Source organism: Burkholderia sp. RF7-non_BP4 (genome assembly GCF_001521935.1).
GTDB classification, from domain to species: Bacteria; Pseudomonadota; Gammaproteobacteria; order Burkholderiales; family Burkholderiaceae; genus Burkholderia; species Burkholderia diffusa.
This window is the reverse complement of the sequence record NZ_LOTA01000010.1, coordinates 356024-379499: the sequence shown is the minus strand read 5'-3', so window position 1 is coordinate 379499 and position 23476 is coordinate 356024. Positions and strand designations below refer to the sequence as shown.

The 23476-nt window shown below is 66.4% G+C and carries 19 protein-coding genes; 13 read left to right on the top strand and 6 right to left on the bottom strand.

Features of this window, described 5'->3' with window-relative positions; translation table 11 throughout:
• Window positions 1-4: 4 nt before the first annotated feature.
• Together polX and WS49_RS36335 are read right to left on the bottom strand one after the other, a co-directional pair.
• A complete protein-coding gene (gene polX / locus WS49_RS05470) occupies window positions 5-1771 on the bottom strand; it encodes a DNA polymerase/3'-5' exonuclease PolX (RefSeq protein WP_059525176.1) in 1767 nt (588 codons plus the stop codon).
• 169 nt (window positions 1772-1940) lie between these two features.
• Window positions 1941-2333 (bottom strand): TraR/DksA family transcriptional regulator, encoded by a 393-nt coding sequence (locus tag WS49_RS36335; protein WP_059525174.1) that lies wholly within the window; start codon window positions 2331-2333, stop codon window positions 1941-1943.
• Window positions 2334-2676: 343 nt separating this feature from the next.
• Between WS49_RS36335 and WS49_RS35535 the strand changes: the two genes are divergently transcribed.
• The gene (locus WS49_RS35535) at window positions 2677-2850 is read left to right on the top strand and encodes a hypothetical protein (protein ID WP_175907158.1); all 174 of its coding nucleotides are present in this window, start codon (window positions 2677-2679) and stop codon (window positions 2848-2850) included.
• Window positions 2851-2932: 82 nt separating this feature from the next.
• Here the strand turns inward: WS49_RS35535 and WS49_RS05455 are convergent, their stop codons facing one another.
• Both WS49_RS05455 and WS49_RS05450 read right to left on the bottom strand, forming a co-directional pair.
• Window positions 2933-4324: an undecaprenyl-phosphate glucose phosphotransferase gene (locus tag WS49_RS05455; protein ID WP_059525692.1), complete on the bottom strand. Its 1392-nt coding sequence runs from the start codon at window positions 4322-4324 to the stop codon at window positions 2933-2935.
• 32 nt (window positions 4325-4356) lie between these two features.
• A complete protein-coding gene (locus WS49_RS05450; protein ID WP_059525170.1) occupies window positions 4357-5139 on the bottom strand; it encodes a Crp/Fnr family transcriptional regulator in 783 nt (260 codons plus the stop codon).
• Between the two features lie 917 nt (window positions 5140-6056).
• On the opposite strand from WS49_RS05450, the gene WS49_RS05445 reads away from it, so the two are divergent.
• The 6 genes from WS49_RS05445 to WS49_RS05420 all read left to right on the top strand — a co-directional run bounded on the left by WS49_RS05445 (window position 6057) and on the right by WS49_RS05420 (window position 12943).
• Entirely contained in the window at window positions 6057-6839 is a 783-nt protein-coding gene (locus WS49_RS05445; RefSeq protein ID WP_179949131.1) for a Crp/Fnr family transcriptional regulator, read from the top strand.
• 168 nt (window positions 6840-7007) lie between these two features.
• Window positions 7008-7259, top strand: a complete 252-nt coding sequence (locus tag WS49_RS05440; protein ID WP_047903457.1) for an acyl carrier protein — start codon at window positions 7008-7010, stop codon at window positions 7257-7259.
• A complete protein-coding gene (locus WS49_RS05435) occupies window positions 7256-8452 on the top strand; it encodes an acyl-CoA dehydrogenase family protein (protein ID WP_059525166.1) in 1197 nt (398 codons plus the stop codon). Before WS49_RS05440 ends, WS49_RS05435 begins: the two co-directional genes overlap by 4 nt.
• Window positions 8449-9420 carry an amino acid--[acyl-carrier-protein] ligase gene (locus tag WS49_RS05430; RefSeq protein WP_059525165.1) on the top strand — a complete coding sequence of 324 codons (972 nt, stop codon included), beginning with the start codon at window positions 8449-8451 and terminating at the stop codon, window positions 9418-9420. Before WS49_RS05435 ends, WS49_RS05430 begins: the two co-directional genes overlap by 4 nt.
• The gene (locus WS49_RS05425) at window positions 9417-10472 is read left to right on the top strand and encodes a DUF1839 family protein (RefSeq protein WP_059525163.1); all 1056 of its coding nucleotides are present in this window, start codon (window positions 9417-9419) and stop codon (window positions 10470-10472) included. Before WS49_RS05430 ends, WS49_RS05425 begins: the two co-directional genes overlap by 4 nt.
• A gap of 29 nt (window positions 10473-10501) precedes the next feature.
• Window positions 10502-12943 carry a glycoside hydrolase family 2 protein gene (locus WS49_RS05420; RefSeq protein WP_257127648.1) on the top strand — a complete coding sequence of 814 codons (2442 nt, stop codon included), beginning with the start codon at window positions 10502-10504 and terminating at the stop codon, window positions 12941-12943.
• 45 nt (window positions 12944-12988) lie between these two features.
• On the opposite strand, the gene WS49_RS05415 is transcribed toward WS49_RS05420, so the two are convergent.
• A complete protein-coding gene (locus WS49_RS05415) occupies window positions 12989-14380 on the bottom strand; it encodes a sigma-54 dependent transcriptional regulator (protein ID WP_059525160.1) in 1392 nt (463 codons plus the stop codon).
• A gap of 872 nt (window positions 14381-15252) precedes the next feature.
• Between WS49_RS05415 and WS49_RS05410 the strand changes: the two genes are divergently transcribed.
• From WS49_RS05410 to WS49_RS05400, 3 genes are all read left to right on the top strand, one after another.
• Window positions 15253-15549 carry a hypothetical protein gene (locus WS49_RS05410; RefSeq protein ID WP_059525158.1) on the top strand — a complete coding sequence of 99 codons (297 nt, stop codon included), beginning with the start codon at window positions 15253-15255 and terminating at the stop codon, window positions 15547-15549.
• 129 nt (window positions 15550-15678) lie between these two features.
• Complete coding sequence (locus WS49_RS05405; protein WP_059525690.1) at window positions 15679-16263, top strand: drug:proton antiporter; 585 nt, start codon at window positions 15679-15681, stop codon at window positions 16261-16263.
• Complete coding sequence (locus tag WS49_RS05400; protein WP_059525156.1) at window positions 16260-17834, top strand: mannose-1-phosphate guanylyltransferase/mannose-6-phosphate isomerase; 1575 nt, start codon at window positions 16260-16262, stop codon at window positions 17832-17834. Before WS49_RS05405 ends, WS49_RS05400 begins: the two co-directional genes overlap by 4 nt.
• Before the next feature lie 114 nt (window positions 17835-17948).
• On the opposite strand, the gene WS49_RS05395 is transcribed toward WS49_RS05400, so the two are convergent.
• A complete protein-coding gene (locus tag WS49_RS05395) occupies window positions 17949-19238 on the bottom strand; it encodes a right-handed parallel beta-helix repeat-containing protein (protein ID WP_059525154.1) in 1290 nt (429 codons plus the stop codon).
• Between the two features lie 415 nt (window positions 19239-19653).
• Here WS49_RS05395 and WS49_RS05390 point away from each other — a divergent pair, with 415 nt between their 5' ends.
• From WS49_RS05390 to WS49_RS05380, 3 genes are all read left to right on the top strand, one after another.
• Window positions 19654-20703 (top strand): glycosyltransferase family 2 protein, encoded by a 1050-nt coding sequence (locus WS49_RS05390; RefSeq protein WP_059525152.1) that lies wholly within the window; start codon window positions 19654-19656, stop codon window positions 20701-20703.
• A 456-nt stretch (window positions 20704-21159) separates the two neighbouring features.
• Window positions 21160-22308 carry a glycosyltransferase gene (locus WS49_RS05385; RefSeq protein ID WP_059525150.1) on the top strand — a complete coding sequence of 383 codons (1149 nt, stop codon included), beginning with the start codon at window positions 21160-21162 and terminating at the stop codon, window positions 22306-22308.
• A 27-nt stretch (window positions 22309-22335) separates the two neighbouring features.
• Window positions 22336-23415 carry a glycosyltransferase family 4 protein gene (locus tag WS49_RS05380; protein WP_059525148.1) on the top strand — a complete coding sequence of 360 codons (1080 nt, stop codon included), beginning with the start codon at window positions 22336-22338 and terminating at the stop codon, window positions 23413-23415.
• Window positions 23416-23476: the final 61 nt, after the last annotated feature.

Genomic DNA, 23476 nt, shown 5'->3' with positions numbered 1-23476 from the left:
GCCGTCACGCACCCTTCGGGCGGCCGCGCTGCGACGCGCCGCTCGCGCGCATCGTGCGCGCCAGCAAAGGCCGCAGTTGCGCGAGCGTGCGCGTGTTGAGCACGTCCTGCCGCGTGAGCCAACCACGCCGCGCCTGGCCGATACCGTATCCGAGGTTGTCCAGATCATTCGCGCACCGTGCGTCCGAGCCGATCGCCACGGCGACGCCGGCTTTCGCGGCCTCGCGGCACCAGACGTCCGGCAGATCGAGCCGTCGCGGGTCGCCGTCGAGTTCGACGAAGCAGTGGCGCGCGGCGGCCGCGGCGAGCACGCGCGGCACGTCGAGTTCGCATGCGTCGCGTTCGCCGAGCAGCCGGCCGGTCGGATGCGCGAGGATCGTGAAATTCGGTTGATCCATCGCACGCAGGATCCGCGCGGTCTGCGCGTCGCCCGACAGGTCGAAGCCGTCGCGCACCGCGCCGACGACGAGGCCGAGGCGACCAAGCACGTCGTCGGGCACGTCGAGGCTGCCGTCCTCGCGAATGCCGGCCTCGACGCCCTTCAACAGCACGAAGTCGTCGAATGACGCGTTGAGGCGGTCGATCTCGTCGATCTGCCGCACGAGCCAGTCGCCATCGGCGCGGTGACCTTTCGTATCCGGTGCGCGATCGGTGACGGCCAGATAAGCGAGCCCGCGGGCCCGGGCCGCATCCGCCATTGCGCGCAGGCTGTCGCGCCCGGCCGACGCCGCGGTATGCGCGTGCAGATCGCCATGAACGTGCCTGCGCTCGACCAGCGCCGGCAGCGTGCCCGAACGCGCCGCGTCGATCTCGCCGCGGTCCTCGCGCAACTCGGGCGGCACCCAGCGAAGACCGATCGCCTCGTAGACGGATGCCTCCGTCGCGCCCGCGATTCGCTCGTCGCCGCGGAATACGCCGTATTCGTTGATCTTCAGGCCGCCGGCCTGCGCGATCCTTCGCAGTGCGATGTTGTGCGCCTTCGATCCCGTGAAATAGACGAGCGCCGCGCCGAACGCGTCGGCATCGACGACGCGCAGATCCACCTGCAGCCCGTTGCCGAGCATGATGCTCGAACGCGTCTTGCCGTTCGCGAGCACGCGCGCGACTTCACCGTAGCCGACGAACGCATCGGCCACCGCGGCCGGATCGCGGGCCGTCACGAGGATGTCGAGATCGCCGACCGTCTCGCGGCTGCGGCGAAAGCTGCCGGCCGGCACCGCTTCGCCGACGCCGGCCACCTTGCGCAGACGCTCGAGCAACGGCATCAGCGATTGCGCGGCATCCGGCAGCAGGAAGCGTTGCGGCTCGCGCTTCAGGCGATCGTCGATCGCGTCGAGCAGATGGGCTTCGGTCTTCGCGCCGAAACCCGGCAGCGCACGGATGTGCCCACTCTTCGCTTCGGCGCGCAGCTGTTCGAGCGAGTCGACGTGCAGTGCGTCATGCAGCGCCTTGACGCGTTTCGCGCCGAGCCCCGGCACGTCGAGCAGTTCGACGATCGCGCCCGGCAGCGCATGGCGCAGCGTTTGCTGCAGTTCGCAGGTGCCGGTCGACGCGATCTCGCGCAGCTTCGCCGCGAGATCGGCACCGATCGATGGAATCCGGCCGAGATCGCCGCCGCTCGCGATGATCGCGGGAATGTCCCGCCCGTAGTCGGCAATCGTGCGGGCCGCGTTGCGATAGGCGCGCACCCTGAATGGATTGGCGCCCTGGATCTCGAGCATGTCGGCGATTTCGGCGAAGACGGCCGCACACTCGGCATTGTGGATCGGCATGGTCGGCGTGGCTCCCTTCCACGTGGATGGCGCCGTGCGCCGGCGCGCCGGCGTCTGCCCGCCCGGCACCGCATGTCGACGACGGCGGGCGCCCGTTGGTCATCCCGCACCGATTGCCCGTGTCGTGTCGCGCGGGACATGCGGCCTGCGCGGCACCTGCGCCGATACCTCAGAGCGATGCGCGCGGTGTCGTCGCGTAGCGGCGCTCGTACAGGGACTGGCAATGCGTGCAACGCTCGGCAGTCGGGCGTGCGAGCAGCCGCTCGTAGCCGACCGGCGCGTCGCAGTCGATGCATTCGCCGTAGCTGCCGTCGCGCATGCGCTGCTGCGCGCGCCCGATCGCACGCAACTCGGTCAATTTCATCCCGATCAGCGCGTGATCCATGTCGACGAACAGATCGGCGTTCGCCTCGTCACCCTCGTCCGGCGCCGCGCCGGCGAGCTCCGCGTAGGACTCCGACGCGCGCTGGTCCTCGCTCGTGCGAATATCCGCCCGCAACGCCTGCTCGCTCTCGGTCAGCCGCTGCTGCAGCGTCCGCCGTTGTTCTTGATCGAGCGCCATCGCCGTCTCTCCTTTTCCGGGTTCCGCGCAACGGGCATACGGCGCGCGGTTGTCGCGCCGGTGCGCGGCGGGCCGGAACGCCCCGGCTCGCCGCGCCCGGATGCACGTCCGGCCGCACGAAGCGCCGGACGCCTTCGACGCAGCATAAACCCAATGCACACGCGTGTGTTGACCGGCGTCAGCGCCCACCTCGTGCGCGCGAAAACGGGGGACCGACGCGATAATCGCGCCCACCCGCATTCGTCTGACGCAGCCGCCGTTGAGGTCGATCAATCCCCTGTAAAAAGTTGCGACATAGATTGAAAACATGCGCGGCGAATCCGCTGCTTCGAGGGAGAACGTCATGTTGTTCGGCGTCGTCATCTGGGTGGCCCTTGCGGCCCTGTTCCCGACGATGGTCGTGCCGACGATCCAGCACGCCATCCAGCCGTCGAGCGCGCAAGCCGCGCCCGACGCCAGCCCCGCCGCCACGCCCGCTGCGTTGCCGGCGGCCGCTCAGCCGCCGTCGGACGGTTGACGCGCGGTTTCAGGTGCGCCGTCCCGGGGCGCATCGCATCGACGACGAAAACGCCGCACAGAATACTTCGCAATCCTCTTCGTCAGAATGCATTGCGCCCGACGAAGCCACGCACGACCGTCATCAGGATGATCTTCATGTCGAACCAGAAGCTCCAGTTCTGCATGTAGAACAGATCGAACTTCACGCGTGCGGCCATCGCCTCGACCTTGCGCGTCTCGCCGCGGTAGCCGTTCACCTGCGCCCATCCCGTGATCCCGGGCCGTACGCGATAGCGATACATGTAGCAGTCGACCAGTTGCCGGTAGAAGTCGTCGTGTTCGATCGCATGCGGACGCGGACCCACCACCGACATCTGGCCGAACAACACGTTGAAGAACTGCGGCAGCTCGTCGAGCGACGTGCGCCGCAGAAACGCGCCGACGGGCGTGATGCGCGCATCGTTGCGCGAGGCCTGCCGCACGACACCGGGCTGTGCGCGATGCACGCGCATCGTCCTGAACTTGAGGATGTGAAACTCGCGGCCGTCGGCACCCTTGCGGCGCTGTCTGAACAAGACGGGCCCCGGCGACGACAGCTTCACCGCGATCGCCAGCACCGCAAGCAGCGGCAGCAACGGGATCAGCACGGCGACCGCGAACAGCCGGTCGAACGCGAACTTCGCCCACAGTTCCGGCGCGGAACGCGGCGTGGTCGCGAGGTTGATTGCCGGCATGCCGAGCACATCGGTCGCGGATCGCTCGACGACCGCCATCTGTCGCACGTCCGGCAACAGTCTCAACTCGACGAACTCGTCGCGCAGTTCGCGCACGATGCGCTGAATGCGCGACTCGTGCGACATCGGCAGCGTGAGCCACACTTCGTCGATCTCGCCGCCGCGGATCATGCGCCGAAGCGCGACCCAGTCGCCGATCACCTGCACGCCGCCGATCCCGGCGGTGGCTGCCCCGGCCGGCGCGTCGTCGTCGAACACGCAGGCCGCCGCGAATGGGCCGGTCGGCTCGAGCTGCATGCGCTCGATCGCCACCCGTCCGTAAGCGGTCGCGCCGACGATCGCGACCCGCCGCTGCCGCGTGCGCGAATCGCCGCGCTTCATCGCCAACGCGCACAGTGCCAGCCTGCCGAGCAGCAGTGCCGCGTCGCCGGACAGCACCGTCCGCGCAATCCAGCGCGTCGTGACCGTGCCGCCGCGGTTCATGATCCACATCGTGCCGGCCACCGTCAGCGTGCCCGCGCACACGACGGCCACCACCGTGCGCGTCAGCACGGTTCCGCTGTCATGCGACGACGACGCCCCGCGCGACACACGCACACTGCGCGGCAACAACGCGACCGTCAGCGCGCACAGCAATGCAATCGCGCCGCGCTGCGCATCCGACAGATCGCGCCACGCGAGCCCCGTCGCAACCTGCGCGGCGAGCGCGCCTGCCAGCACGAGCGCGACATCGGCCGCGGCGATCGCGGCGCGCCGCATCGTATTCGTTCCACCCGCCGTCGCGTGCATCGTCACGCACCATGCACCGGAAATCCGCCGTGCACGTCGTGCATGCGCGGTCGCACCGGCATCGATCGCGCGCCGTTCCGCGTGCCGAGTAGCCGGCGAAAGTCCGCACGAATCAGCTCGTAGCATTCGCACGCCTGGCGCTCGAGGCCGTCGCGGTCGAGCACCGTGATGCGGCCGCGACGCTGACGGATCAGCCCGGCTTCCTGCAGGTGGCCGGCTGCTTCCGTCACGCCTTCGCGGCGCACGCCGAGCATGTTCGCGATCGTCTGCTGCGTGACGGCCAGTTCGTCGCCGTCGATCCGGTCATGCGCGAGCAGCAGCCAGCGGCTCAACTGCTCGCTGACCGAGTGATGCCGGTTGCACAACGCGCTGCGCGAGATCTGCGCCATCGTCGCCTGGCAGTAGTTCAGCAGCAGCCGATACGTCGCCGGGGAACGCTCGAATTCCGAGCGCATCACGCAGGTCGGCACGCGATAGGCCATGCCGCCGATACGGACTTCGACGCGGTTCGATATCGCGGTACCGCCGACGAGCGTCGCCAGACCGACCACGCCTTCGCGGCCGACCACGGCGACCTCGACCATCGCACCGTCCTCCATCAGGTGCTGCACCGACATCATGGCGGTCGTCGGGAAATGCAGGTGGCGCATCGGTTCCCCGACACGGTCGAGCATGCCGGCCTTGATCCTGACCAGTTCGAGGTGCGGTGCGATGGCGCGGATGCTGTCCTCCGGGAGGGCATCGAGGATGGCATTCGCCGAGTAGCTCGAGTGAAGATGAAGCATGTCTGTATCCCATTTTGTCGTCCGCGCCGCATGCAGCCGCGTCAGCGGAACTCGTTATCGCGATGCGCGTCCCGACGGCGACGCGGGTTGCGGCCCACAACCCTCCTTCCAATCGACCGTCGGCTTCACACCGCCGGATCGAATCGGCAGTCCCGTTTCGATGCGCCCATCTCAATAAGCGATTTACGTGCCAATACCCGCTTCATCCTTAATATATAAATGACCCGCGATTTTGCACCCCCGAATTGCCGACTGAAAACCGCAAAAAGCGTCTCATTTTCGGACACCCTCTGCCGCAGCGGACACAGCCGGTGATTCGACTGATCAATGGCCACCGAGTATGCTGCGGCTCCGGCAGCGGGGCCGCGAAGCTTATCGTTCAACTACTTACGGCCCGTTTTCAATTGTTTCCGTGACGTCCCGCGCGACACCCGAGCGGCGCCCGACACCTCGAATGATCGTTTGAAACTGTCTCAAATATGAATCGTTATATTAATTTACGACTCTGTAAGCAAACGCACACAACCACCGCAACCACATGATTCAATTGATAAATTCATGACTAAAATCTCAATTGTCAAATAATGTTCGACGCATCCTTAATGTTTTACCTGTACGATATGCGACGCTTCCCGATTGATTCCAGATCGTCATCGAATTCACGACTTAACCGCCAATCCATATCAATTCGATTAACTCGTGAAAACATGATCTTCAAATCCATATAACGTTTTCATTTATCCAGAATCGTCAAACTTTGTGAAGTTACGCAGTGCGCAATTTATCGAATTCAATTGCGTGCTAGCCTTTTCCCGCCATCAGCATTCGAATTCCGACGAACTCAAATCCGCACGCGCGTGCTAAATCCCCATGGATGCCGCCGCGCGACGTGCGACCGCCCCCTACGAGGATGCGCCGTGACCCACCAGGCCAATGACGCCGTCGCCCACGCGAGCGGCATGATCGAGCTCTCCCACAGCTTCGACGCCAACCGGTTCCTCGCGGCCCTCGACCGCGAGGAACGCGCCACGCTGATTGCCAATCTTCAGCTCGTTCACCTGAAATCGGGCCAGGTGCTGTGCGAACCCGGCGAAATGCTCACCGCGGTTTACCTGCCCGTCACGACGGCGATTTCGCTGCAGTACGTATCGTCCGGCGGCATGACGCTGGAAGTGGCCGAGATCGGCAGCGAGAGCGTCGTGTGCGACGACGTGATCGGCGGCAGCGGCCGGATGCCCTGCCGTGCCGTCGCATGCCGCGACGGCTTCGTCTATCGGCTGGACCGACGCATCTTCGCCGCCGCGTTCGATGCGTCGCCGGTGATTCGCCATCTGGTGTTCGTCTGCGTGCGGCTGCTGATGGCCCAGGTATCGCAGATCACGTTCTGCAGCCGCCATCATGTGCTCAAACATCAGTTATGCAGATGGTTCCTGCTTGCCTACGACCGGTCGCGCAGCATCGAGATCCAGGTGACTCACAGCATGCTCGCGCAGATGCTCGGTGTGCGGCGCGAGACGGTCACGGACGCAGCCGGCGAGATCCAGAAACTCGGCCTGATCCGCCAGTACCGGAGCTCGATCGAGCTTGCCGACCTTGCGGGCCTCGAGAAAATGTCGTGCGGCTGCCGCGCGATCGTGCGCGACGAGATGAAGCGCATCCTGTCGGCCGACTCGAGCGTGGCCGCTGCGGCACGCGCGTGATGCGCACGGCGTTTCGGCGCACGCGTGCGATCCGAGTCAGCCGATTGTAGGGTGGCGAACAGAACACCGTGCTTGCGAATGGTCTACTGATGCCGGACTGCCGGGGGGATGTCAGCGCGCTGCGCGCGTCCGCCCGTGCGGACGACACCACACACGCCGGAGCAGCACGTGAAAAACGAAATCAGAACCATCCTCAAGCACGTCGCCCACCTCGAAGCCGCGATCGATTCGATCGGTGACGGGGACGACCTCTACGAAGCGGGCCTCTCCTCGCTCGACACGATCCAGTTGATGCTCGCGATCGAGAAGCAGTTCAACATCGAGATTCCCGACGAGATGCTGAACCGCAATCTGTTCCGCAGCATCGACGCGCTTGCGGATACGATCGCGACCCTGCAACGCTCCGAGCATTCCGCATGAGCGCGCTGCTTCCCGAACTCGCGGCCGACGACGAAGCACACCGGCTCGACGAGGCCGCGCATGCCGTCGCGCATATCGCCGCCCAGCATGCGGATGCGGTCGATCGCGACGCGCGCTGCCCCGTCGAAGCGATCGAGGCCATGCGCGCGCGCCGCCTGCTGAGCGCAATGGTCCCGACCCGGCTCGGCGGTGCCGGCGCGTCGCTGGCCGACATCGCATCGGCATGCTCGATCCTCGGGCAAGCGTGCGCATCGTCGGCGATGGTGTTCGCGATGCACCAGATCCAGGTCGCGTGCATCGTCAATCACGCTGCCGACCAGGGCTGGCACAAGCTGTTCCTGCAGCAGCTCGTGCGCCATCAGTGGCTGCTCGCGTCGGCGACATCCGAAGACGGCGTCGGCGGCAACCTGCGCGCAAGCCAGTGCGCGCTCGAAGCCAACGGCGGCGCATTCCGGCTGCACAAATCCGCACCGACGATCTCGTACGGCGACTATGCCGACGGCATCCTCGCGACCGCGCGGCGCGACGCAGACGCGCCAGCGTCCGAGCAGGTGCTCGTCACGCTGCTGCGCGACGGCTACACGCTCACGCGCCGCGGCGAATGGGACACGCTCGGCATGCGCGGAACGTGCAGCAACGGCTTCGTGCTCGACGCACAGGGCGCGACCGAACAATGCCTGCCCGTGCCGTTCGCGCAGATCGCCGAGCAGACGATGGTGCCGGTTTCGCACATCCTGTGGGCGGCGGTGTGGATCGGCGTGGCCGGCGATGCGTTCCATCGCGCGCATCAGTTCTTCCGCGCGCAGGCACGCCAGACCGACGGCGCGCCGTCACCCGCGTCGCGGCGCATCGCCGAATCGCTTGCGCTGATGCAGGCGATGCAGGCCCGCGTCGACAACGTACTGCGCCTCTATGCCAGCGCGTCGCCCCGCTCGTGGTCGGCCGGCATGGCCTGGGCCGCCGAGATCAACACGCTGAAAACCTATGTGTCGTCGACCGCGCTCGAAGTCGCACAGCAGGCGATGATGATCTGCGGGATGGCCGGCTACAAGCACGGCACGCCGTTCAGCATCGGCCGCCACCTGCGCGACCTGCACGCGGCGCCGCTGATGATCAGCAACGACCGCATTGCCGCCAATACCGCGAGCCTGCTGCTCGCATTGCGTCCCGCGACGCTGGAGAAACATTCGTGAACGACCGCCTGTCCGTGCCCTCTGCCGCCACCCCGTCCGACGCACCGCTCGACCGCGCGGGCGTCAATCCGCTGCGCGACGCGCTGATCGATGCGGGCCTGCTCGTGTCGACCGGCATCCAGGGCCTGTTCGGTCGCAGCGAACGGTTCGAGCGCGTCGTCGAAGCGCTCGACGCCTTCGTCACGCGCCTCGGCGCCGACCAGCAGGCCGAAGTGCTGCGCTTCCCGCCGGCGATGAGCCGCACCGAGTTCGAGCGCAGCGAATACATGAAGAGCTTCCCGCAGCTCGCGGGCAGCGTGCATGCGTTCTGCGGCGACGAGCAGCGCCACCAGCGCGTGCTGCAGTGCCTCGACCGCGGCGAGGACTGGACCGAAAGCCAGAAGCCGACTTACGTCGTGCTGACGCCGGCCGCCTGCTACCCGGTCTATCCGGTCGTCGCGCGCGCGGGTGCGCTGCCCGACGACGGCCGCATCGTCGACGTGTTCTCGTATTGCTTCCGCCACGAGCCGTCGCTCGACCCGACCCGCATGCAGCTGTTCCGGATGCGTGAATACGTGCGGATCGGCACGCCCGAGCAGATCGTCGCGTTCCGCGCGACGTGGATGGAGCGCGGCACGCGGATGATCGAGGCGCTGCGCCTGCCGAACGCGATCGATCTCGCGAACGATCCGTTCTTCGGGCGCGGCGGCAAGATCGTCGCGAACAGCCAGCGCGAGCAGAACCTGAAGTTCGAGCTTCTGATCCCCATCGAGCACGACGATCGCCAGACCGCGTGCCTGAGCTTCAACTACCACATGGATCACTTCGGATTGCTATGGGACATCCGCACCGCGACGGGCGACGTCGCGCACACGGGCTGTGTCGGCTTCGGCCTCGAGCGGCTGACGCTCGCGCTGTTCCGTCATCACGGTTTCGACATCGACGCATGGCCGGCCGACGTTCGCGACGTGCTGTGGGGTACGCGATGAAATTCGTGTCCCGCGACGGCGAGGACGCGTCGTTCGAGGACGTGCGCCACCGCGCACGCCACTACCGGCCGCACCCGCTGCACAGTCAGGAGATGGTCTGGAAGCAGACCAACTGCTACGTCGACATGTGGCTCGAGGTGCTCCGCTGGTGGGGCCTCAATCCGTACGCGGCACTGCCGTTTACGATCGCGCTCGATTTCGAGGGCGACCAGTTCACGTTCTTCAAGTTTCCGCACGACGAACTGGAGCGGCTTTACGGAATCGTCGTGCAGGAGCACTCGATCTACGAGCCGCTCGACCAGCACGTCGAGACGCAGGTCGCGCGCGGTCACCTGATGATCGTCGAGGTCGACGCGTGGTTCCTGCCGGACACGCGCGGCAGCAGCTACCGCGCGCAGCATACGAAGACGACGATCGGCATCGACTCGATCGATCGCACGCACCGCCAGATCGGCTACTTCCACAACAGCGGCTATTACGTGGCCGAGGATGTGGACTACGACGGCCTCGTCGGCGGCGGTTCGCCGATGTCGCTGCCGCCGTACGTCGAGTGCGCGAAGCGGCGTTTCGCGCCGCTCGACGAGCGCGCGCTGTGCGAAGCCTCGCTCGCGGCGCTGCAGCGCCATCTGCGCCGCCTGCCGGTCGTCAATCCGGTCGCGGCGTTCCGGCGCCAGTTGCAGATCGATGCGAAATCGCTCGCCGATTCGCCGCTCGAACGGTTCCATGCGTACTCGTTCAATTCGGTGCGGCAACTCGGTGCGAACTTCGAACTGTTCGGCCATTACGCGCGCTGGCTGCAGGCAAGCGGCTGCGTCGGACCGTTCGCCGAGATTCGCACCGCCTGCGACCGCATCGCGTCCGAGGCGATGGTGCTGGAGTTCCGCCTGGCGCGGGCCTGCGCGCGCGGCAAGGAAGAGCGCGGCGACGCGACGCTCGAAGCGATCGAAGCGGCCTACGCCGACCTGATCGACTGCGCGCGGCAGATCACCCCGCCGCTTCAGCGCGCGGTGCCCCTTCGCGTCGACGCGGCCTCCGTGCCGTCGATGCGGTGAGACGCGCGCCCGCCGCGCTCGCTTGGTCGATGCTCGCCACGGCAGCGGGCGCCACGCGCGGGCCGCTCGATCTTCCCGCCGACGGCTGGATCGCCGCCCCCGTCCCCGGCACGGTCGCGCAAGCGCTCGCGCTGGCCGGACGCCCCGACGATACGGCGTCGCTCGACGAACGCGACCACTGGTATCGCGTCGAACTGCACGGGCACGGACCGCGCGTGCTGCGCTTTCACGGCCTCGCGACACTCGCCGAAGCGTGGCTCGACGACACGCCGATCCTGCGCTCCGACAGCATGTTCGTCGCGCACGACGTGCCCGTGTCGCTCGATGGCACACATCGCCTGACCGTCTGCTTCCGCGCCCTCGCGCCGCACCTGCGCGACGTGCGCGCACCGCGCCGTGCACGCTGGCGCACGCGACTGGCCGAACCGGCGACGCTGCGCACCGTTCGCACGTCGCTGCTCGGGCACATGCCCGGCTGGTTTCCGCGCTGCGTGCCGACCGGACCGTGGCGGCCCGTCGACGTGCTCGATCCGGCCGCTGGTCCCGTTCTCGTTCATTGCGACCTGCATGCGCGCATCGATGGCGACACCGGCTGGCTCGACGCGGAACTCGCGTTTGCCGGGCCGCTGCCCGATGCGTTCACGGCCCGGCTGTCGTGCGGCGAGCACCACGCGACGCTCGAGCGCAGCGGCGCCGACCGGCTGCACGCGACCGTCGCGGTGCCGAACGTGCGCCGCTGGTGGCCGCACACGCACGGCGAACCGGTGCTCTATGAAGTCGCATTGCACATCGGCGCCGATCGACGACCGCTCGGCGCGACGGGTTTTCGCACGATCGAGCAGGACGCGGGCGACGACGGCAAGGGCTTCGGCCTGCGCGTGAACGGCGTGCGCGTGTTCGCGCGCGGCGCCTGCTGGAGCAGCGCCGCACCGCTCGCGCTGCACGCCGACGACGCAACCTATGGCCGGCTGCTCGGACTCGCGCGCGACGCCGGCTTCAACATGATTCGCGTCGGCGGCACGATGGCGTACGAGGCCGACGCATTCCACGCGTGGTGCGACCGGCTCGGACTGCTGGTCTGGCAGGACTTCATGTTCGCGAATTTCGATTACGCGCTCGACGATCGCGCGTTCGCGGACGCCGTCGATCGCGAAGCCGAACAGTTCCTCACGCGCCACCGCGCATCGCCATCGCTCGCGGTTCTGTGCGGCGGCAGCGAGATCGCGCAGCAGGCCGCGATGTCGGGGCTCGGGCCGAAGCAGCGCTTCCTCGAACTGACCGCCGAGCGCCTCGCCGGCCATGCGGCGGCGCGACGGCCCGACACGCTTTACGTCCCCGACTCGCCCGACGGCGGCGTGCTGCCGTTCATGCCGCGCGAACGCGTGTCGCACTACTACGGCGTCGGCGCGTACCTTCGCCCGCTCGACGACGCGCGTCGCGCCGACGTGCGCTTCGCAAGCGAATGCCTCGCGTTCGCGAACGTGCCGTGCGATGCGATGCTCGCAAGCCTCGGCTGGCCGGGCGTCCATGAGCCGCGCTGGAAAGCGGCCGTGCCGCGCGATCCCGGCACGTCGTGGGATTTCGACGATATTCGCGATCACTATCTGCAGACGTTGTACGACGTGGCACCCGACCGCCTGCGGCGCGAGGATCCGGCGCGTTACTTCGAGCTGTCGCGCGCGGTGATCGCGGACCTGATGCGCGACACGTTCTCGGAATGGCGGCGCACCGGCTCACGCTGCGCGGGTGCGCTCGTCTGGCAGTTCCAGGACGTGATGGCGGGCGCCGGATGGGGCTTGCTCGATGCGACGCATCGGCCGAAATCCGCATGGTATGCGCTACGCCAGGTACTTCAACCGGTGCAGGTCCTGCTCGTCGACGAAGGGTTGAACGGGCTCGACGTGCATGTGATCAACGAGCGGCCGGCGCCGCTGTCGGCAGCGGTCGAGCTGGTCGCGCTGCGCGACGGCCGTACGCCCGTCGCTCGGGCCGGCGGGGCCCTCCGGATCGCCGCGCACGACGCGGTGCGGCTCGAGTCGGCCGAATTGCTCGGCCGCTTTTTCGACTGGACCTATGCGTATCGCTTCGGCCCGTGCGAGCACGACACCGTCGTCGCGACGCTGCGCGCCGAGGACGGCACGCTGCTGTCGCAGGCTTTCTACTTTCCGTCCCGCACGCATCCGACCGTGTTCGCCCGCCGCGAACCCGGCATCGAGGCATGCGTGTCGCGCACCGGCGACACTTGGCACGTCGACATCGATACGCGCCACGTCGCGCGTCATGTGCAGATCGACGCACCGGGCTTCGTGCCGCGCGACGACTGGTTCGATCTCGCGCCCGGCACGCCGGCACGCGTCGCGCTCAGGCCGCTGGATAGCACCGGCGACCATGCGGCCGCCGGCGCGCCACCGACCGTCGAGATCCGGGCGGTCAACGCCGCGCGAACCGTGCGCGCCGCGTTGGCCCGCTGACGCGGGCGGGACCGCTCACACGGTCGCACGGCCGCGCCGCGCACGTCAGTCCGACGAGCCCGTGCCGCGCGGCCGCTCGATTCCGTACGCTTCCATCCAGCGATAGAGCGTGGCACGCGACACGCCGAGCTCGCGCGCGGAAGCGGCGACGCGCCCGCGCGTGCGCAGCAGCGCGGTTTCGATCGCTTCGCGTTCGATCGACTTGCGGATATCGGCAACGGACGGCGACGCCGCGTCGAGACAGTATTCGAGCTCGAGGTCCTGCGCGGTGATCAGGCGCCCTTCCGTCATCACGACCGCGCGCCGCACGCGGTTGATCAGCTCGCGGACATTGCCCGGCCAGTCGTGCTTGTAGAGCGCCGTGATCGCATCCGTCGAGAAGCCGCGCACGCGATGGCGCGCGTCGCCACGAAAGCGTTCCAGCATGTGATGCGCGAGCAGCTCGATGTCCTTGCCGCGCGCACGCAGCGGCGGCTGATCGATGCGCATCACGCAAAGACGGTGGAACAAGTCCGCGCGGAAACGCCCTTCTTCCATCGCTTCGCGCAGGTCGACGTGCGTCGCGGAGACGATCCGCACGTCGACCGGCACCGGATCGCTGCCGCCGAGGCGATGAATCGCACGCTCCTGCAGGAAGCGCAGCAGGCTCGCCTGGCTCTCGTGCGGCAGGTCGCCAATTTCGTCGAGCAGCAGCGTGCCGCCGTTCGCGGCCTCGACGTAGCCGATCTTGCGTGCGTTCGCGCCGGTAAACGCGCCGCGCTCGTAGCCGAACAGTTCCGATTGCAACAGGTGGGGCGGGATCGCACCGCAATTGACCGCGACGAACGGGCCGTTGCGCCGTTCCGAATGACGATGGATCGCGACGGCCGTCAGTTCCTTGCCGGTTCCTGTCTCGCCGAAGACGAACACCGGTGCGTCGGTGCGCGCGAAGCGCCGCACCGTATCGAACAGCCGCAGCATCGCGCTGCAGGTGCCGACGATGCCGTGCTCCCGCGATTCGAGCGCTTCGCGATCGCGCGCGAACAGGCATTCCATTCCGTACGCATGGCCGACCGTATCGGCGATTCGTTGGTGCGACGCGGGCAACGTGATGTAGTCGAAGCAATAGTCGCGCAACAGTGCGCGCACGTTCGGCGACGCCGTCTGACCGGTTTCGACGAGCGCGACCCATACGACATCGCGCATCGACGCGCAGGTCGACGCGATGCTGCCGATCGCGTCGGCGTGGCCGCCGCTCAGGTCGAGGATGCCGCAGGTGATTTCGCCGGAGGTGTCGCGCAATTCGTTTGCGTGCGCAACGACCGTCACTTTCCAGTCACGCCGGGCAAGTTCCTTGCGCAGCATGACGGACGGCGACCGGGTCCAGTAAATCAGAGGACGCTGCCCGGTAGTCCTCCCCCCGCCGGCGCTCTTATCGCGCGTTATTGGCATATTCATAACGAACCATCACTTTCTCCACTCCGCGAACCGTTCGCGTGCGCTGCGGACGGCGGCGCATGGCCGCCTGTCCGCGCTGCGTTTCCGCAGCTTTGGCGAAGATCGAAACTGCACACGGCGAGAGCCCCCGGAGGTCGAGCCGGATGTCATCCGGCCTCGTTGTCATCGAACTCGAAGGGAACGCACGGCCGCGGGAGCCGCGGCGTTCCGGCTTTCATGCGACGCGCCGTCAGGCGGAGCACGTCGGCAAACGGGAATTCCGTCCGCATTTGCGTCGCGTCGTACACGACAGTCGCGCCCGATGCTGAACCGGATGGTCGCCAACCCGCTTTCGGAATGGTGACCTCATTTCATCCGCTCCTGAATTTACACCCCGTATCGAGATGCCCTTGTTACCAAAAGCTAAACATCGATTCAGCCGATTACGGTGCCGCTCCGCCTGCGCGGCGCGCGTTTAGCGACTCAGATTTGATTATCTACGACCATTCCCGTCAATCAGTGGCAAATCCCACTTTTCTGCAAGATCGGCCCCTCCCATTGCCCGCGATTCTCGCCTGAATCGCACAAAAAGTCCGCACAGCATGTTCCACACGTCGGTAATCGTGCGTCGCGCGCGACGCAGCATGACGCATCGAACGCGGGGAAACCGGGCTGTTCGTTACAACATCGTAACGAAGCGGCCGGCCGGACCATCCGTCTCCTGCCGCGATGCAGCATGACCTCCATGCCTGTCGCGCCCCCTGTCGCTGCCGACGTGCCGATGCGACAGGCACCGCGCTGGTGCAAGCCCGCATGCAGCCCGAAAAGAGTCGCGCAGCACTACATGGCAAGTATGCGCGTGTTGACCGGCGCGGCGAAATGATCGCGGCCCGATGAAGGATGTGCGCACCGCGCGGAAACCGGCGATGCGATGGACGTTGGCTTGCGAGCGACAGCCGATCGCGAGGCGCGACCTGCCTGCCGTGAACGATCGCAATCTTCAAGTACGGCCCCGGTTCTTCAATCGCTTCGATGCGGACGACATCGCTGCGGATTTCGCAGCGGTGCGTCGCGACGATTCAATTATGGGAAAGCCGCCATACGGCCACCGTGTGCTACCGCACATTGCCCCGTTCGCGGCACGCGGCCCGTGTCGCGCAGCCGGCATCGGCCGCGCGAAACAGGAATAACGGGAGCGTGAGTACGCTTTCGAACAGACCGCCGCGCGCCTCATCCGCATCATGGATATCGTCGGGCCGCACGGAACGAACGCGTTCATGCGGCACGGCGTGCTGAAGGCTTCACACGAGGACCGCATCATGGAATGGCATTGTTGTGAATTCGAACATCTGAGCCCGATCGATCTCTACGCAATCCTGCGCTCGCGAAACGCGGTGCTGGTGGTCGAGGACGCGCACACGCATCTCGACATCGACGGCAAGGATGCGCACGCACTGCACGTGTTCGCGTGCATGCACAAGGGCGACACGACGGAAGTCGTCGCCTATGCGCGCGTCCTCCCCGGCGACGACGCCGATCCGGACGTCGTGATCGACAAGGTGCTGACAAGCGAGGCATGTCGCGACGACCGCACCCTCGAACAGCTGATGCAGCGCGCGCTCACGGCCGCGCAAGCCGCATGGCCCGACGTGGCTGTGCGCACGCACGTGCCCGCACAACGCCAGTCCTTCTACAAGCGTTTCGGATTCCGCAAGGCCTACGGCCCCTATCTCGAACAGGGCGCGCCGTTCGTCGGTCTCGTCCGGCCGGCAGACCGCGCCGCCGGCGCGCTGCGTCAGCTCCTGTCGCGGGCCATCTCCGCGCCGCGATCGCGAAACGAGGACGCGCGCGTCGACGGCCGCGCGCACAACCGGCTGTCCGCCGATACCGGAGCCAATCGATGAGCGCCACCCTTCGCCCGGTTCCCGACCCGGAGCTGCCCTGCATCCTGCCCGTCATTCTCGCCGGCGGTTCGGGCACGCGCCTCTGGCCGTTGTCGCGAGAGCAGTATCCGAAGCAGTTGATCGAGCTGACCTCGAACGAATCGCCGCTGTCGTCGACCGCGCGCCGCCTGAACGGCATCGCGAACGCGGCACTCGGCGACACGCTGCTGCTCGTGTGCGGCGAACAGCATCGCATCATGAGCGCCGCTCAGGTGGTCGGGCGCGCGGCGCCTCCCCGTATCCTGCTCGAACCGGCCGCGCGCAATACGGCACCTGCGCTGACGCTCGCGGCGCTCGACGCCAGTGCGCTTGCGGACGATCCCATCCTCGTCGTCATGCCGGCCGATCACGTGATCGGCGACGTCGCCGCATTCCAGGACGCGATCGGACGCGCGGCGCGCTACGCGCAGGAAAGCGCGATCGTCACCCTCGGCGTGCTGCCGCGCCGCGCGGAAATCGGCTACGGTTACATCCAGGTCGGCGAACCGCGTGCCGGTCGCCTCGGCGGACAAGGCGGCTATGCAATCGGGCGGTTCGTCGAGAAGCCGAACGCCGCACTCGCCGAACGCTACCTGCATTCGGGCGATTATTGGTGGAACAGCGGGATTTTCATCACGCGCGCATCGATCTGGCTGAAGGCCATCGGCACGCTCGCACCCGACATCCATGCGGTCTGCGACGCCGCATGGCGCGCGGGCACCGCCGAGGATCCGTTCTTCCGCATCGACGCGGCGGCTTTCGACGCGTGTCCGTCCGACTCGATCGACTACGCGGTCATGGAACGTCTCGCGGAGAACCCCGAACTTGGCATCGACGGCATCGTGGTCCCGCTTTCCGCAGGCTGGTCGGACGTCGGCACCTGGGATGCGATCTGGGAAATCATGCCGAAGGACGATCACGGCAACGTCGCGCGTGGCCCGATCGTGTTCGAGGACACGCAGGACAGTCTCGTGCGCTCGGAAGGCCGGCTGATCGCGTGCGTCGGGATGAAGGACGTCGTCGTGATCGAGACACCCGATGCGGTGCTGGTCGCGAACAAGCACGACGTCCAGCGCGTGAAGAACATCGTCGCGCGCCTGAAGACCGAGCAGCGCCCGCAGGCAAGCGAACACCGCAAGGTGCAGCGGCCGTGGGGACACTACGATTCGATCGATCTCGGCGAGCGGTTCCAGGTGAAGCGGATCGTCGTCGAGCCCGGCAAGCGGCTGTCGCTGCAGATGCACTATCACCGTGCCGAGCACTGGATCGTCGTGCGCGGCACCGCGAAGGTCACGCGCGGCGACGAAACCTTTCTGCTCAGCGAGAACGAATCGACCTACATCGCCGTCGGCGAGGTTCACCGTCTCGAGAATCCCGGCCGGATTCCGCTCGAGATCATCGAGGTGCAGTCGGGCGACTATCTCGGCGAAGACGATATCGTGCGGTTCGACGATCAATATGGACGGCCGGTCGTCGAGGCTGCGCGGCAGCGACCGTCGCTTGCCTCGCGCGAACCGGACGAGGAAGCCGCGGAACGCGACGTCATCCGGTAGGCGCATGCGAATCGCGGCGGCGCGCGTGACGATGACGGGCGCCGCCGCGCGAACAAGCAGCGAGGGTCCGTTCACCGTATGTCGCCTCGGACCGGCGGCCCACGCGTCGCACCATCAGTCGATTCCGCCTTGCGACCAGCGCGCCTGCCTGACGGACTCGCGCACGCGCGGCAACAACGACGTATCCGCGCCGACCGCGTCACCCGCCGCCAACGGCGATTGATGCCCGGCCGCACACTGCGTGCCCTTCGCCCGCCCTCCCGATGCCGTCACCGGCCGGCCGGTCGCGCAATCGTGCGCCGGGTCGATCCGGACCGGCATTCCGCCGATCTCCGATAATTCGTTGTCCGCAAGACGCACGCCCGACACGTTTCCCCATAGACGAATGCCGTCGAATCGCGCATGCGATACGCGGTTGCCGATCACGGTCACGCGCGACACCGAACCCGACCACGTGCTGATCTCGATCGCCGCCTGCTGTGTGATCGGGCGAGGATCGGGCCGGCCCTTCGCGGTCTGGATATCCGCGATCGAGTTGCTCTCGATGCGGATGTCGGACGAGCCGGCGGTGCGGTTGCTGTCTTCCTGCGCGACGAGAATCCCCGAGCTCACCTGCACGTTGCGCACGATGTTGTTCGAGATGGTGACGTTCGCGCCGCCGACCACCGTGATGCCCCGGCCCCACGGATTGCCCTCCAGCGAGTTGCCGGTAATCAGCACGTTGCGCGTCAGCACGCCTTCCGCCTGGTAACTCACCACGGCGATCATGTCGTCGCCGGTGCCGCGCACGACGTTGCCTTGCACGAGTATGTTGTGCGAACCGTGCGTCATGTGAATGCCGTCCGCCAGCGTCGACAGCACCTCGTTGCCGACGATCGCGACGTCCGCGCCGCCGAACACGAAAATGCCGGCGCCGGCGCCGCCGTCGATCACGTTGTCGAGCACCTGCACGCCGCGCCCCGTGACCTCGACCTTCGTCGATGCAGGCGTCGTGAGCCGGGTCGTGCCGGTTCCCGCGAGCCGGAAGCCGACGAGTGTCGTACCGTCGCCGCGCATCTCGATCGTCTGGTCGTCGGGGGTTGTCGCGATCAGCGTCGCACCGTAGCCCGACAACACCACATTCGGCTGCTGCACGACCAGCGAACGGCCGATCACGTACCGCCCCGGCGCGAATATCAATCGCTGGCCCGGCTGCAATGCGTCCAGCGCACGTTGCAGCATTTCGGCCTGATCTGCAGCGTCCGCGGCGGGACGCACGTATGCATCCGGTACGCTCGCATGAAGCGCACCGGGTGCGGGCGTGCCGGATGCCGCCACGGCACTGCCCGGCCACGCCAGCCCGCCTGCCATGCACATGCCGGCGATCGCCGCGCATGCGAGAAACGGGCTTGGTGATCTATACATATCGAATCGACTCCCTCGAATGACTTCATGCGCGTCGGCCGGAGGATTCGAACGCGAGATCCCAGCCGGATTGCCTGCCTGTGATACCGCCGAAGCGGGCGACGCGATACGTTCGATTAGATCATTCGAACCAGGCGCGTATCGGTGCGTCAACAGACCAATGCCTCCGTCCTGCGCGGCGTGCGTTCACCTACCGTTGATCATTCATGGCGCCTCCCGCGCAGCGAATCGCCGAACGGTAGGCTCGCGAACCAAGTGCAGATCGGCGACGCGTATCATGGTCATCATGCGACGCGACCGCGCTACGGCATAACCCAAAGGCACCGGCCGCCGCGGATCCGGCGTCGTGGTCCCGACGGGGTCCCATGCGCGCCGCACCCGCATCGTCCGCTCTTCGCTTGTCCAGAACCCGTTCATGACCGACCTGACCATCGCAATCTGCAACCACAACCATGGCGCCTACTTGCGCGATGCGATCGATTCGGCGCTCGCACAGACCGCGCACGGTGTACGCGTGCTGGTCGTCGACGACGGTTCCACCGACGATTCGCGCGACATCATTCGCTCGTACGGCGAGCGGGTGACGGCGGTGTTTCAGGAGAATCGCGGTCAGGTCGCCGCATACAACCGCGCGCTCGAGCACGTCACGACGCGCTACGTCATCCTGCTCGACGCGGACGACCTGCTCTATGACGACGCCGCGATCCGCGTGCTGGCCGCGTTCGCGTCCGGCGACTTCGTGAAGGTGCATTTCCGACTCGACGTGATCTCGCGGGACGGTGCGGTGACCGGGGCGAGCGTGCCGCAATCGGCCGTCGACACCGATTGCGGCCGACTGTTGCGCGCGGGCTGGCTGTACCCGTCGCCGCCGGCATCCGGCAACGCGTATCGGGTCGATGCGCTCAAGCGCATCTTTCCGGTGCCCGTCACGCCGGACAACCTGCATGGCGCCGATTTCTACGCGATCTACGGTATCGCGTTGCTCGGCGCCGTGCACATGATCGATGCAACCCTCGGCGGTTATCGCGTGCATCAGAAGTCGGATACGCGGCCGGCCGAGGATACGCCGTCACTTGCCCTCACCAATTCGGAAGACGCCGCGACCGGCGCGCTGAAAGCTGAACGCCGTTGGTCGACGCTGCGCATGATCGCCGGCACGCGGCTGCACGAGACATTGCCGATCGCGCCGCTCGACTTCGCGATCGAGAAGGCCCGCTTCGCAAGCACGCTGTATCGCGCTCCGCTCGTGCGGCGCTGGCGCTGGTTCCTGTGCGAATCCGGGCGCTACTGGCAAACCGTGCTGCGCAATCCGTTCTGGGGTCCTGCCAAGAAGGTGGCCGTCGCCGGGCTTTCACTGGCATGCCTGCTGCCGTCGGCAACGCTCAGCAATCGCGCGATTCACTACATCTCCAACCCTCTCGCACGCGTGCGCAAGTCATCCGGGCATCGCGCCGACGCTCGATAGCCGCGTCGGGCCAGCGCATCCAGCGCCAAATCGCTCCTTCGGTAAGCCATCGCACCCAGTGGGTCGCGCATGGGCTGCACAATGATCCGGACCAGTGGATTCACGCGCGCTGACCGGATCTCGCCGTGTTCTCTCCAGTCGTCGTAGTCGAACGCCGGCATCCGATGTTCGGAGGAATCCGGCCGACGCGTAGCGCGCCGCATGGATTCTCCGTACCGCATCGTGTTCGGCGCTCTCCGGCTACGTCTACCCGATATTGCATCGGCTGAAATCATCCGGCCGCCTCGCCAGCTCATACATGCGACCGCGACTCCAGGATCCAATGGTCAAGGACACCATGCATTTATCAATCAGGAATGCATAGTTTAACGAAACGGACACCGAGACCGCACGATTTGCAGGCGACTCATCGTCACGATGGGCGATGAGTGTGCGATCGGATCGCCAGACCCAAAGATGACCAAAGAAAAGATCGTTCATATTGCCGAGGCATTTGGCGGCGGCGTGCTTTCGATGCTGACCCATCTCGCGAACCATGCGGCGGCATCCGGTGTCGACGTGACGGTGCTGCATTCGATCCGACCGGAAACTCCGGCCGATTTTTCAACGCTGTTCCTGCCCGATGTGAAGCTCGTATACGTCGAGATGGCGCGCGAGGTGAGCATCAAACAGGATCTGCGGAGCTTGCGTGCGCTGATCCGGAACCTGCGCGACTGCAAGCCGACCGCGATTCATCTGCACTCGTCGAAGGCCGGCGTGCTGGGGCGAGTCGCCGCCCGGATCGCCGCCCCGGACGCACGGGTCCTCTACTCGCCGCACGGTCTCTCGTTCCTGCGCCGCGACGTATCGCGCATGAAGCAATACGCTTATCTGAGCTTCGAACGCATCGCGGCGCATATCGGCGGAACCATCGTCGCGTGCTCGGGCAGCGAACTCGCCGAGATCAGGGGAAAGGTTCGTGCGAAGTCGGCCGTCCTGGTGGAAAACGGCGTGAATGCGGCGGAGATTCCGCTGCGTCGAACGCGCGACGATCGCAAGGTCGTCATCGGGATGAGCGGTCGGGCGTCGTTCCAGAAGAATCATGAAGCGTTCGTGCGTCTGGCCGACGCGCTGCACGGCGCAGACGTCGAGTTTCTCTGGATCGGCGGCGACTCCGCCGAAATTCCGGACCCCTGCCAACGCCGCGCCGTCGTCTGCAGCGGCTGGGTAACCCGCGCACGCGCGCTCGCGCTGACGTCGGAACTGGACATCTACGTCCAGACTTCCCGCTGGGAAGGCATGCCGGTCGCGCTGATCGAAGCGCAGGTCGCCGGCATACCGGCCGTGGTGACGGACGTCGTGGGCAATCGCGACGTGGTGATTCACGGCGTGACCGGCTACGTCGCGTCGAACGCCGACGAGATGACCGCATATCTGAGCCTGCTCCGCGACGACCGGCAGCTTCGCGAGGAAATGGGTGCGGCTGCCCGGCAACGGGCGATTCAGCGGTTTTCGATGAACGCGATCTTCCGTCAGTGGCATGCCCTTTACGGACTCGACACCGACGAGCCGCGTGTCGACACGCGCGACTTCAAGCCGGTTGTTCCGGATCACGTCAAAGCCTGATTCCGAATTCGACATTCCCTTATCGACATGACCGCTTTCAAGAAATCGAAGCAACTCGTCTACAACGGCCGATTCACGACGCAAAAAACAACCGGCGTGCAACGCGTCGCGCGCGAACTGATCGCCGCACTGATCAAGTTTCAGCCGCAGGATCCGGTGACCGTTCTGGTGCCGCCGCAGCCGGGCGTCGAGGTAAGCGGCGCGAAGACGGTCAAGGTGGGGTTCTACAAGGGCGTGGTCTGGGAGCAGCTGGTTCTCCCGTTGTTCGCGCGACGCGGCCGCATCGTCAATCTCAGCAATTCGGCATCCATTTTCATCGGCAACCAGATCATCTACATGCACGACGCGGCGGTGTTCGACACGCCCGCGCATTTCTCCAGGGCGTTTCGCGCGTGGTACCGGATCATGTTCTGGATCCTCGCGCGAACCTCCGTTTGCGTGCTGACCAACTCCCGTTTCTCGCGGGATCGCCTCGCGCATCATTGCGGCGTTTCCGCGGAGAAGATCAGCGTCGTGCCGCTCGGCGCGGATCACCTCGACGCCCTGGAACCGGACACGAGCGTGCTCGGCAAGCATGCGCTGACGCCGGGTCGGTTCGTGCTCGCGGTCAGCAGCATGAATCCCACCAAGAACTTCGGCCGGCTGATCGCGGCGTTCCGGCAGATCAACGATCCGTCTGTCGATCTCGTCATCGTCGGCATGCAGAACGCCACCGTGTTCGGCAAGCAGGATCAACTCTCGGCAGCCGAGCCGAACATCAAGTACGTGGGCTACATCAGCGACGAGCAACTGAAGGCGCTATACCAGAACGCGGCGTGCTTCCTTTATCCGTCGATCTACGAAGGCTTCGGCATACCGCCGCTCGAGGCGATGCGATACGGCTGTCCGGTGGTGGTCGGTAAATCGGCCGCACTGCCGGAAGTCTGCGCCGATGCGGCGTTGTACTGCGATCCGTATTCGCAGGACGACATCGCGCAGAAGTTGCGGAGCCTGCTCGATTCCGCCGAGCTCAGGGCCGAGCTCAAACGCAAGGGAAGCCTGCACGCGCAGAAATATCGCTGGAGCCGAAGTGCCGAGATGATGAAGGAGATCTTCGAGTCGCTGTAGGTCGATCGCGGCGTGTCGTCATCGGAAAACGTTCGATCGACACGCCCTTCTCTCATGCGCC

Bases quoted from the DNA above. Each gene is read 5' to 3' on its own strand.
- WS49_RS05450 (WP_059525170.1), bottom strand. From the start codon at position 5,139: ATGCTTCATCTTCACTCGAGCTACTCGGCGAATGCCATCCTCGATGCC.
- polX (WP_059525176.1), bottom strand. From the start codon at position 1,771: ATGCCGATCCACAATGCCGAGTGTGCGGCCGTCTTCGCCGAAATCGCC.
- WS49_RS05410 (WP_059525158.1), top strand. From the start codon at position 15,253: ATGAAGGATGTGCGCACCGCGCGGAAACCGGCGATGCGATGGACGTTG.
- WS49_RS35535 (WP_175907158.1), top strand. From the start codon at position 2,677: ATGTTGTTCGGCGTCGTCATCTGGGTGGCCCTTGCGGCCCTGTTCCCG.
- WS49_RS05390 (WP_059525152.1), top strand. From the start codon at position 19,654: ATGACCGACCTGACCATCGCAATCTGCAACCACAACCATGGCGCCTAC.
- WS49_RS05405 (WP_059525690.1), top strand. From the start codon at position 15,679: ATGGAATGGCATTGTTGTGAATTCGAACATCTGAGCCCGATCGATCTC.
- WS49_RS05380 (WP_059525148.1), top strand. From the start codon at position 22,336: ATGACCGCTTTCAAGAAATCGAAGCAACTCGTCTACAACGGCCGATTC.
- WS49_RS05455 (WP_059525692.1), bottom strand. From the start codon at position 4,324: ATGCGGCGCGCCGCGATCGCCGCGGCCGATGTCGCGCTCGTGCTGGCA.
- WS49_RS05385 (WP_059525150.1), top strand. From the start codon at position 21,160: ATGACCAAAGAAAAGATCGTTCATATTGCCGAGGCATTTGGCGGCGGC.
- WS49_RS05415 (WP_059525160.1), bottom strand. From the start codon at position 14,380: ATGAATATGCCAATAACGCGCGATAAGAGCGCCGGCGGGGGGAGGACT.
- WS49_RS05400 (WP_059525156.1), top strand. From the start codon at position 16,260: ATGAGCGCCACCCTTCGCCCGGTTCCCGACCCGGAGCTGCCCTGCATC.
- WS49_RS05395 (WP_059525154.1), bottom strand. From the start codon at position 19,238: ATGTATAGATCACCAAGCCCGTTTCTCGCATGCGCGGCGATCGCCGGC.
- WS49_RS05425 (WP_059525163.1), top strand. From the start codon at position 9,417: ATGAAATTCGTGTCCCGCGACGGCGAGGACGCGTCGTTCGAGGACGTG.
- WS49_RS05420 (WP_257127648.1), top strand. From the start codon at position 10,502: ATGCTCGCCACGGCAGCGGGCGCCACGCGCGGGCCGCTCGATCTTCCC.
- WS49_RS36335 (WP_059525174.1), bottom strand. From the start codon at position 2,333: ATGGCGCTCGATCAAGAACAACGGCGGACGCTGCAGCAGCGGCTGACC.
- WS49_RS05435 (WP_059525166.1), top strand. From the start codon at position 7,256: ATGAGCGCGCTGCTTCCCGAACTCGCGGCCGACGACGAAGCACACCGG.